This window comes from Bacillus sp. P4_D3 (assembly GCF_056401855.1).
This window is the reverse complement of sequence record NZ_JBFUIN010000375.1, coordinates 1-3072: the sequence shown is the minus strand read 5'-3', so window position 1 is coordinate 3072 and position 3072 is coordinate 1. Positions and strand designations below refer to the sequence as shown.

3 protein-coding genes and 1 pseudogene are annotated in these 3072 nt (G+C 35.8%); 1 reads left to right on the top strand and 3 read right to left on the bottom strand.

The window, feature by feature from the left end; translation table 11 throughout:
- From AC1DTM_RS21310 to AC1DTM_RS21300, 3 genes and pseudogenes are all read right to left on the bottom strand, one after another.
- A pseudogene (locus AC1DTM_RS21310) lies at positions 1 to 267 on the bottom strand (ABC transporter permease); the annotation flags it as partial.
- 12 nt (positions 268 to 279) lie between these two features.
- Complete coding sequence (locus AC1DTM_RS21305) at positions 280 to 1305, bottom strand: ABC transporter substrate-binding protein (protein WP_016104437.1); 1026 nt, start codon at positions 1303 to 1305, stop codon at positions 280 to 282.
- The gene (locus AC1DTM_RS21300; RefSeq protein ID WP_016104436.1) at positions 1283 to 2275 is read right to left on the bottom strand and encodes an ABC transporter ATP-binding protein; all 993 of its coding nucleotides are present in this window, start codon (positions 2273 to 2275) and stop codon (positions 1283 to 1285) included. The genes AC1DTM_RS21305 and AC1DTM_RS21300 overlap by 23 nt, the downstream gene beginning before the upstream one ends.
- A 163-nt stretch (positions 2276 to 2438) precedes the next feature.
- Here AC1DTM_RS21300 and AC1DTM_RS21295 point away from each other — a divergent pair.
- Positions 2439 to 3072, top strand: a 634-nt coding sequence (locus tag AC1DTM_RS21295) for a LysR family transcriptional regulator (RefSeq protein ID WP_477000814.1), incomplete at its 3' end; no start/stop codon positions are given.

Genomic DNA, 3072 nt, shown 5'->3' with positions numbered 1-3072 from the left:
ATCTGTTTTGCTCATAATGAACGCCAGTGGAAATGCAAATATTGTAGCTCCTATTACAACGAGTACACCTAGAAGCATCGAATTCAGAAAAATCCCAGCTAATCCACCACTCTTCATGACTTCAAAAGGCTTTAAAAAATTCCAATTGCTATTTTCATATACACTAGAAAATAAAATGAGAAAAAGCGGAATGACGATTAACATCACCACAAGTAACAATGCTACTGTCATTCCAATTTGTCTTACTGATACGAATCGATTTACCATGTAATCACCATCTTATTGAAATACTTTCTTAAATTGTTTTGCTATTTCATCCTGTTCTTTCCCAACTGTTTTCCAATCAACGTTTAGTACCGGAATCTCTTCTACATTCGGTCTATTTTCAGCTTTTATATCTTTTCTACCTGGCAATAAGTACGCTTTAGAAACTTGTTTTTGCACATCATCTGATAATAAATAATCAATAAACTGTTTTGCACCTTCTACATTTTTACTATCCTTCATAATACCTGCTGCACGCGGACTAATAACCGTTCCGCTTTTTGGATATACAATATCAACCGGCTCGCCCTTTGCTTTTGCACTGTACGTCATATAATCAACGCCTGCAAGTACCATATCTTTCGCACCTGTTACTACTGGATCTAAAGCTTCTTGGTTTGCTCCCGCTACTGTAACTTCATTTTTCTTAAGCTGTTCAAATAAATTCCATCCATCTTGTCCATTCTTTTTCACGTATCCTGTTACAAAGTCTAAAGCTGACCCTGAAAGTGCTGGATCTGGAAGGTTCACTTTCCCTTTCCATTCTCCTTTTGTTATATCGCTCCAATCTTCAGGTGCTGTCTTCACATTTTTTGTGTTGTACACAATTCCTAATGCTGAAGCGCTATATCCAAAATAATGTCCTTTATCATCCGACCATTCAGAACGAAGCTTATCAGCTTGTTTTGCTTCTTTATAAGCTAATGTTTTACCATCGTTCTTTAATCCTTCCATCGCTGGTAATGAAGCGAGTACGACAACGTCAACGACTGGATTTTTCTTTTCAGCTTCCATTCTCGCTAAAATCTTACCTGTTGTTCCTTGAAACATTTCCACTTTTATACCGGTTTTCTTTTCAAAGTCCTTTTGAATTTTTTCTGCTAATCCTTTTGGTCCTGCACTATATACAACAATTTTCTTTTCATTAGCGTTTTTATTTTTTGCATCTGCACTGCCTGTCTTTGAGCTACAACCTGTTACTACTGCAGAAAATAGTAAAGTACATACAAATAAAGACTTAAGCGAACTGAATTTCTTCATACGATTCTCCCCCTATATGATGAATACATTTTTTGGGTACATATAACGATACCGGTTTACCGATGCTTAGCTTACTATTGTGATAAGCTGTCCATACACCGAGTGTCCCCATGTTTACTTTCACTTCATAACGTTCTCCTACATATGTAACGTACTGAATTTCACCTGTATACGTATCGCACACTTCATTTTTTGTCCAGCTCACGTGCTCTGGACGAATCATTTGTTTATTCTCTACAAGCCAATTTGCCTTACCAACAAACTTCGCAACAAATTCATGAGACGGTTTCACATAAATATTTTCTGGTGTTCCTTTTTGTAATACCTCCCCTTGTTTCATTACAATAATTTGGTCTGACATTGACATAGCTTCTGTTTGATCGTGTGTTACATACAATGCCGTTAAACCAATGGAATGAACGATATCCATAAGCTCTAAGCGCATTTCTTCTCGTAAAATTGCATCGAGTGCACTTAACGGTTCATCAAATAAAATAAAATGAGGCTTTGTTACGATTGCTCTAGCAAATGCGACACGTTGCTGCTGTCCGCCAGAAAGTTCGTGTGGATATCTTTTCTCCATACCTTGCAGGCGAACTCTCTTTATCGCATCTTCTACCTTTTCGCGTAAATGATTCGTTTGCTTTGTAGCCCTTAAACCAAATGCAACATTTTCAAAAACAGTCATATGCGGCCATAAAGCAAAATCTTGAAATACCATACCGATATTCCGTTCATGAGGAGATGTTTTTACCTTTTTTGTAGACGAATACATACACTTATCTCCAAAATATATTTCTCCTTTATCCGGTTCTTCAAGTCCTGCAATCATTCTAAGCAAAGTCGTTTTCCCGCATCCCGAAGGTCCTAAAAGTGTGGTAAACTCTCCTTTTTTCATTACAATTTGTAACGGTTTTAACGCCTGTATTTCTCCAAATGTCTTTTCTAATCCATGAATTTTAATATCCATCGTTTCACCTCTCTCCCCACATTCTTAACCTGCTTTCATTCTATATGGAAGATTTATACTGAATGTTAATGTACTGTAAAGATTAAATTAAAAAACTTCTAATAAACTATTTATTTCTATAGATTTTTTCTATAGTTAAAATAAAAAAGGCGGTTAACTCATAATGAATCTCTTAAAATTAGAAATTGTAGTGCTTATTAAGAAATACAAAAAGCTTACGATTGTTGCAGAAAAACTTGGCGTTAAACAACCTACTATTACATTTCATATAAAAAGCTTAGAAGAGGAACTCGGTGTGTCTTTATTCGAATTACGTTCTGGAAGGTATTTCTTAACAGAGGCTGGTGAGGCGTTGCATCATTATGCTTGTAAAATAGATGCACTTATGAAAGAAGCTAGGCGGGTCACACAGGAGTTTAAAGATTTTAATAAAGGTGCTATAACAATTGGTGCTAGTTATGTACCAGCGACTTATCTTTTACCAGAAGTTGTTCATCAATTTCAATGCAAATTTCCTAATATAAAAATAACACTCCTGGTAAAAACTGCGCCTGAAATTCGAACGATGCTACAAAATCATGAAATTGATCTCGGGGTAATTTCTGCGGCGCCGTTTGATGAACCACTTTTAAAACAAACAAAAATAATACCTGATACACTTGTTCTTGCTTTTTCCAAAGAACATCATTTTTCAAAAAAAGAAAGTGTATCCTTACAAGATATCGAAAAAGAACGTATATTATTGCATCGAAACCCGTCTACAACGAGGGATTTACTTACACAATGGACGTTAGCAC

Coding starts and splice junctions, on each gene's coding strand:
- AC1DTM_RS21305 (WP_016104437.1), bottom strand. CDS start 1,305: ATGAAGAAATTCAGTTCGCTTAAGTCTTTATTTGTATGTACTTTACTA.
- AC1DTM_RS21300 (WP_016104436.1), bottom strand. CDS start 2,275: ATGGATATTAAAATTCATGGATTAGAAAAGACATTTGGAGAAATACAG.